This window comes from Candidatus Pseudoscillospira sp. SGI.172 (assembly GCF_050313575.1).
Lineage (GTDB): Bacteria > Bacillota > Clostridia > Oscillospirales > Oscillospiraceae > Vermiculatibacterium.
Genome location: NZ_JBNPLQ010000055.1, coordinates 1 through 6480, shown reverse-complemented (window position 1 = coordinate 6480; position 6480 = coordinate 1). Strand labels below are relative to the sequence as shown.

The window sequence follows — 6480 nt, the reverse complement described above, 5'->3', positions numbered from 1 at the left end:
CCTGTTGAGGGGCTTGCATCTGGTTCATCTCCTATCTCCTGTCAGGCATTCTCTCACTGCGCTGCCGGAGCAGCCAGTTCCGCTCTGACCTCGTCATAGTACTTCTGTACCGTAGTGCGGTCGATGCCCAGCTCCCGTGCGATATAGCTCTTATTGCTCACGCCGGGATTTCCCCGCAGGTAAGCAGCGAGCTGCTTTTTCTTAGGGCTGACGCCGTCGGGATACTCCGTGGCCGTTCCGGCCCTCAGGGCTGCAATCTCCGCTTTCATCTGAAGGATCAGCTTTGCCAGTTTTGCCTCGCACTCCTCCTGTGTGCGCCCGTAGACATTCCGAGAGTGCTTTTTGCCGTCAGGCCAGACAGGCGAATATCTTCCCTCCCAGAGATTATCCTTGAGCTGCTTCACATAGCCAGTCCCCGGTCTGCGGCGAGGAGCCGTATATGGCACGAACTTCTGTGGCTCAGAAGGCTTTTCGGCTGTCCTTTCCGATACCTCTGTCTTTGCAATGCCGCGGTCGATGCTTGCCGCGGCATTTTCCTGCATCTCATTCGTAATATGTGTGTAGATGTTCAGGGTGGTGCCGGAGGATACATGCCCGATGATGGAGGACAGCGTCTTGATGTCCATACCGTGCTCCAGTGACATGGTTGCGAAGGTATGTCTGAGATCATGGAAACGCACCTTTTTACAGTCGGCGCGCTGGAGTATTTGTTGGAGCCGCTTTCTGACATAGCCTGGGTCAATGGGCTGCTCCGGCTTGATCCTGGACGGAAACATCAGCGGAGAGAACACTTCTTTTTTGTATTCCTTTAGAATTTCTACCATGGCGGGCGGCAGAATAATGGTGCGGAACGCGGCTTTCGTTTTAGGTTCGCAAATGATATTTTGGCCTCCCACAGGAGTGACCTGTTTGTTGATATGGAGCTCGCCGCTCTCAAAGTTCAGGTCATCCCAGGTAAGCGCCAGGATCTCGCCCCGGCGCATACCTGTGGTCAATTCCAGAAGGAAGAGTTCGTACATTCCCTCCGCCTTGGCCTGTATCAGGAACCGCTGGATTTCCTCCCTGGAGAGGATCTTCATTTCCTTTTGCTCCGGCTGTGGTAGCTTACACCCCAGGATGGGATTTTTCTTGATGAGACCATCTTTGACCGCCCTGTCCAGCGCCATGCGAATGACATGATAACAGCTCCGCACGGAGCGCTCTGCCATCTCAGGGCCTTTGGTGTCCCTGTGAAGCTTTCGCCCATTGGCCTTCATTTCATTCAGGAATTTCTGACAGTCGGACTGCGTCAGCTTGTTCAGTGGGATATGCCCGAGGCGGGGATCGCGTGAGTATAGATCCATTCTTCATAGCCTTTCTGCGTTGTAGGCCGCAGGGTGGGTTTCGAATGGTTTTCGTACCAGTAGTTGATCCAGTCGCCGGAGCGCATATCGGGACTGATTTTAAAGGGCGCGGCCTCGCCATATTCAGTCTGGAGTTTTTTCAGTTTCTCGACGCACTCAGCCTTTGTCTTGGCCAGCACGCTTTTCAATTTTGGCTTTCCGTTCTCATCATATCCCACGATGTGTCGGCCCTCCCACCGTCCGTCCTTGCGCAAGCGGACGGTGCCTTGACCGTTTTTGCGTTTCTTTGCCATTGCTGTTCACCGCTTTACCATAAAGTCTTCCATGAAGCTGCCCACGATCTTCGATGCCCTCTGGTGCATATCGCCGGTAACATGGGTGTAGGTATCCAGCGTGAAAGAGGTCTTGGTATGCCCCAGGATGCCGGAGAGCGTCTTGGCATCAACGCCGCTGGTCAGCGCATGTGTGGCGAATGTATGCCTGAGATCGTGGAAGCGTATGTTGGGCAGTCCCGCATCCGCCATCAGCTTTTTCATTCGTTCATAACCACTGTTTGGCATGATAGGGTCTTCCGGATGAATGGGATTGGGGAACAGCCACTGAGAGATGGATCTCTTCTTCCGTTCTGAAAGAAGCTGCACTGTGCTGGGCGGCAGCTTGATCGTTCTGCGGCCGGTTCCGGTTTTGGTATCGCCCACGTAGTAACCGCCGCCTTCTTTCGCGTGCAGGGTTCTGCGGATGGAGAGGGTCCCTTTCTTCTCATCAAAGTCGCTCCACATAAGGCCGCACAGCTCTCCCCGACGCAGGCCGGTAGTGATCTCCAGATAGAAGAAGTCATGCCAGTGTTCGTCGGCTTTGATGGCATCCATGAAGCGCTCCAACTGGGCGTCGTTGAGGATCGTCTTGACGGTGCTCTCCTTTTTGGGGAGCGTTACATCATTTGAGGGATTCTTTACCATCAGGTGACGGTTCACCGCCACATCCAAGGCCTGGTGCAGTACATTGTGTATCCTGCGGACAGAAGTTCCCGCCAGCGGTCCGCCGCTGGCGCCGCCTTCCTTTTGAAGCTTTCGGTACAGGCTCTGGACATCAGCGGTGGTGACTTTGCATATCTGCTTGTCACCGAGGTAGGGCTTGATATTCTTTTCGACGTAACCTCGGTAGCCTTTCAGCGTTGAAGGCCGCACCGACAGTGCGGCACATTCCTCCAGCCAGATATCCAGCCACTCGCCCAGCGTTATGCGGCTCTGCTCGGTCAGCTCCGCACCGTCGTACTCTTCCATGCTCCTATGCAGCTTTTCCAGAAGCGCCTTCTGCGTCTTTGCTGAAATGTAGTGGAAGATCGGCTCTCCGTTTTCCTTGTGACCGACTACGATGCGTCCCTCCCATCGGCCATCCTCACGCTTACGCACCATGCCGTCGCCAGACGGTCTGCGCTTTGCCATCAGTCATCCCCCCTCAGATTCGGAAGCTGCCCCATCCTGCGCTCTTCCTCCTCAGCGAAGGAGTAGGGCGGCTCGATGTTCAGTTCACCGATAATGCCCCACGCCAAATGGAAGCCTGCTACAAAGCTGGCGAGGGAGATCTCGTCCCGCAGCTCCGCTTCCAGGTCCACCAGCTTCAACAGCTTGCGGCGCTCATCCTTGGGCCTGTTCTCAGCCAGCTCCCGGTGGAGCTCATGGAGTTCCCGCCGCGGTTCCCGGAAGTCCGGTTCCCTGAAAAATTGTCGCTGCAGCGCTCTCATGTATTCGTACATCAAATCGCCTCCTGTCAGCGACACACAATACCGCAACCATTGCGGAATAGCCATCCCCAAATGACCACAATTTTCAGAATGTTATCAATTGCGGGCGGGCTTTCTATCTTTGTTTTGCAACGCAAATTTTGAGGTGGTGCATGAACTTGTGTTACCTTATCACGTCTTCAAAATGTAATGACAAAGTATTGACATTTCGGGTTGCTGGGATATACTGATAGGCAGAAGGAGCTGATAATATGGAGCCCATCAATGTGACCACCGCCCCTAAGACCACCACTTTTCAAATTCGGATCAATCCCGATGTGAAGCAGCAGGTGGAAGAGATCTATGCCCGTCAGGGGCTGACCTTCACCGACGCTGTGAACATTTTTATTCAGCAGTCTCTGAATATGGAGGGCCTGCCTTTTTTGGCGTCACCGGAGAACGAAGCATATATGAAGGGTAAGGCGATGCGCCGGTTGTTGGATGAAGTACAGAAGGGCTGGGATTCCGCAGAAAGGAATGGCTGGGTATCCGAGGAAGACGCTTACCGCCTGCTCGGTGTTGAAGAATGAAACTGAGGTTTACGCCTGAAGCGATTTCTGATCTGGCGGAGATCAAACGGTATATCGGAAAGGAACTGCACAACCCAAGCGCCGCAATGCGCATCACCAAAATGATCCTCAACCAATGTTCGTCGCTCAAACACTTTCCGAGATCAGGCGCGGAACTATCCGCTCTGACTGGTTACGAAACAGAGCTGAGACTTTTGATCTGCGAAAACTATATTGCCTTGTACCGCATTGACACGAGTACTGTGAGTGTGGCTCGTATCATCAATGCCAGACAGGATTATATGCGAATTCTGCTGCACGAAAAAACGGATGAAGATCCCCAACAGCAGAAATGATTCTAAAGGCAACATTTCCATCTAAGGATGCGCCAACAGTTCCTGTGTCTATAACAGCTCTCCCAGCCGGGAGAGCTGCTTTTAATCGCTTACTCAAATGACCTTTTGATCCTATTGTCAAAATATAGGCGTAACCTCTATCTCATGGTCATATTCCAACCGCCGTATTGCTGTTCCTCGTGATCATTCTCCTTGTGGCCGTGGGCGAGGCGCTTCTCCCGTAGTTGTTCACGGAGCTTGTGGTCGGCATGGATGAGCCCTGTGCCGCTCTGCGGCAGGGAGTTGTCCTGAAAGATATTCGCCATGTGGTGGAGCAGCCTCGTCACCGCAAGGAACACCTCTGGCGCTGTCGAAACGCTTTGCCTTTCCAGAAGGCACTGTGCGTAGCTGTGTCCCTGCTCTGCCGCCTGAGACAGCCATTGGATGCCCTCCTCTTTGTCCTGCTCAATCACCTTACCTTGGAGCAGCAGCTTTCCCAACAGATACTGCGCATGGGGGTTGCCGGCCTGGGCGGAGGTGTAGATGTGATCCATGGCCTTGCGGGTGTCCCTTCTTACCGATTCGCCCTTCAGATATTCCTTGCCCAGACGGTAGGATGCATAGTGGTTTCCGTTGTAGGCGGCGTGTTCCAGCCACTGGATTCCAAGCTCAGGATCATGGACGATGGCATCATCAGAGAGCAGCAGCTTTCCCAAAGCATACTGGGCGGGAGCGTAGCCGCTGGTGGATGCCTTGTGGAACCAGTTCATGGCCGCTTCGTTGTCCGGTATCACAAGGCTGCCATCCAGATACAGCTTTCCCATAAAATATTGGGCATGAACATCGCCACTCTCTGCCAGCTCCCGCATACTCTCCACGGCGTCATCCCGTTCTGCCAGCGGTGAGTATTCATCTTGAACGTCCATCCTCAGCGTCCAGAAGTCCCAGGACACATTTTCATCTTTCTCCACCTCATCACTCCGGCCCATGGTATCATCCTCGAAGGTGATTTCCCCCAACCGAATGGCCTCTGCCTCCTGAATGACCGCGTTCTTGATCTGGCGGAACTCTTTCTGCCGCGACAACGGCGGGCGGTGGCGCTCCTTCTCGGAATAGAAATTCTCCACCTGACTTTGCAGCTGCCACCATTTTTCATAGCACTCGGCCACGGTCGGGAGCTGCTCCATCTGGTCCACGATCTTATCCACCAGCGCCTTTTGCTTCTTCGGAAGATAGCCATAGGACTTCTTCCCCTTGACCGTTTCCAATTCAACTGACAGCTCCTGCATGAGCCGCTCCGCCTCCGGGTGGTCGCAGATTCTGCTTTTCATCTGCTGGACCAACTCCCGCATGGCATGTCGCGCTTCCCGTACCAGCTGGTCACGGGAGACCGTTTTCTGTTCATAGAGGTGCAGCATCTCCTGTTGGAAAATGTCGTTGGTGAGCTTGGATTTGATTTGGCGGATGCCATCCTGAGACAGATATGCCTGACCAGGTTTTGCAGACCATGCCATCACATGCACATGGGGATGGTTGCCTTCATCATGGAAGGCAGCATACCAGCGGAAGTCCTGGGGAGGGATGTTCATAGCGGCGGCGATGTCGTTGCGGTGGGCGCGGAGAAGATCTCTCCACGCCCTGGCATTGTCGTAGCCCAGCCGCTCTGCATCCTCTCGCTTCAGGGAGATGATGTGCGTCCACACATTTCCTGTATAGTTCTCCAGCTCCGCCATGGCTCTGTCCAGCTCCATGCCATCTTTGTCACCGAAGATGCCGTGGGAGCCGCTCCGCTCTCGGCCGCATTGCGATGTACTTCATGTAGCCATCCGATTTCTGAACGTCACTCCAGTTTTCCTCCAACGCCTGAGAGATGAAGGCCGAGGCGTTGGCTTTGTTGGGATGCTCCTGATAGTCAGCATACTCATCCATCTCCCTTGCGGCAGGAAAATCTTTCACCAGTTTTGCGATAAGCTGCTCCTGTTTTCTTGTCAGCGGACGGTCATCCTGGATCAACTCGACCCGCTCTCGGGTGGCGATGTATCTCATGTAGCCGCCTGCTGAGTTTTTTCCACCGCACTTGATGTACGGACTTTTGACGATTAGCCTTGCCATCCGTCATCATCCTTCACGGATTCCCGCACCCGTTTTTCGAACGAGATGCGGCCATTGGTCTGCTTCACATTCCGGACGCTCTCCGCGCGGCGTCGACGCAAGTCTTCCTCGCTGAACTGAAAACTGTCCGCGATGATCCCGGAGAGCATATCCAACTCCACCGCCTGTTTGTAGGCCAGCGATGCCAAATGGTTTTCCGTTTGCCCCACCCGACCGTCCAGGTATGACTGGATGGAGGTCGGGAGGAACAGTCCGGCGTTGTTGGCGCTGAGGTAGTCCAGGTAGAAATCGATGGCCCGCTCAATGAATCCGGTGATGCTGCGGCTGCCGTCCTCCTGATATCGTCGCTCCAAGCGCGCCTTTTTCTCCGGCGTCAGGTAGATGGGAAACTTCACTTT

Annotated in this window: 9 protein-coding genes; 2 read left to right on the top strand and 7 right to left on the bottom strand. The window is 54.2% G+C overall.

Going from position 1 to position 6480, the window contains the following annotated elements; all coding sequences use genetic code 11:
• Positions 1-53: 53 nt before the first annotated feature.
• Genes ACQRD3_RS13195 through ACQRD3_RS13180 form a run of 4 tightly spaced genes read right to left on the bottom strand, consistent with a single transcriptional unit; the run spans position 54 to position 3099 of the window.
• Entirely contained in the window at positions 54-1343 is a 1290-nt protein-coding gene (locus ACQRD3_RS13195; RefSeq protein ID WP_427781702.1) for a tyrosine-type recombinase/integrase, read from the bottom strand.
• Entirely contained in the window at positions 1298-1636 is a 339-nt protein-coding gene (locus ACQRD3_RS13190) for a hypothetical protein (protein WP_427781701.1), read from the bottom strand. Before ACQRD3_RS13190 ends, ACQRD3_RS13195 begins: the two co-directional genes overlap by 46 nt.
• 6 nt (positions 1637-1642) lie before the next feature.
• Positions 1643-2788, bottom strand: coding sequence for a site-specific integrase (locus ACQRD3_RS13185; protein WP_427781700.1), 1146 nt, complete (start codon positions 2786-2788; stop codon positions 1643-1645).
• Positions 2788-3099: a DUF6809 family protein gene (locus ACQRD3_RS13180; protein WP_427781699.1), complete on the bottom strand. Its 312-nt coding sequence runs from the start codon at positions 3097-3099 to the stop codon at positions 2788-2790. Before ACQRD3_RS13180 ends, ACQRD3_RS13185 begins: the two co-directional genes overlap by 1 nt.
• A 239-nt stretch (positions 3100-3338) precedes the next feature.
• On the opposite strand from ACQRD3_RS13180, the gene ACQRD3_RS13175 reads away from it, so the two are divergent.
• Entirely contained in the window at positions 3339-3656 is a 318-nt protein-coding gene (locus tag ACQRD3_RS13175) for a type II toxin-antitoxin system RelB/DinJ family antitoxin (RefSeq protein WP_427781698.1), read from the top strand.
• Complete coding sequence (locus ACQRD3_RS13170; protein WP_427781697.1) at positions 3653-3991, top strand: type II toxin-antitoxin system RelE/ParE family toxin; 339 nt, start codon at positions 3653-3655, stop codon at positions 3989-3991. The genes ACQRD3_RS13175 and ACQRD3_RS13170 overlap by 4 nt, the downstream gene beginning before the upstream one ends.
• 137 nt (positions 3992-4128) lie before the next feature.
• Here the strand turns inward: ACQRD3_RS13170 and mobP3 are convergent, their stop codons facing one another.
• From mobP3 to ACQRD3_RS13155, 3 genes are all read right to left on the bottom strand, one after another.
• A complete protein-coding gene (gene mobP3, locus ACQRD3_RS13165; RefSeq protein WP_427781696.1) occupies positions 4129-5721 on the bottom strand; it encodes a MobP3 family relaxase in 1593 nt (530 codons plus the stop codon).
• Positions 5722-5731: 10 nt separating this feature from the next.
• Positions 5732-6082 carry a relaxase MobL gene (mobL, locus tag ACQRD3_RS13160; protein WP_427781695.1) on the bottom strand — a complete coding sequence of 117 codons (351 nt, stop codon included), beginning with the start codon at positions 6080-6082 and terminating at the stop codon, positions 5732-5734.
• A partial coding sequence (locus tag ACQRD3_RS13155; RefSeq protein WP_427781694.1) for a hypothetical protein occupies positions 6070-6480 on the bottom strand: 411 nt, incomplete at its 5' end. The genes ACQRD3_RS13155 and mobL, both read right to left, overlap by 13 nt.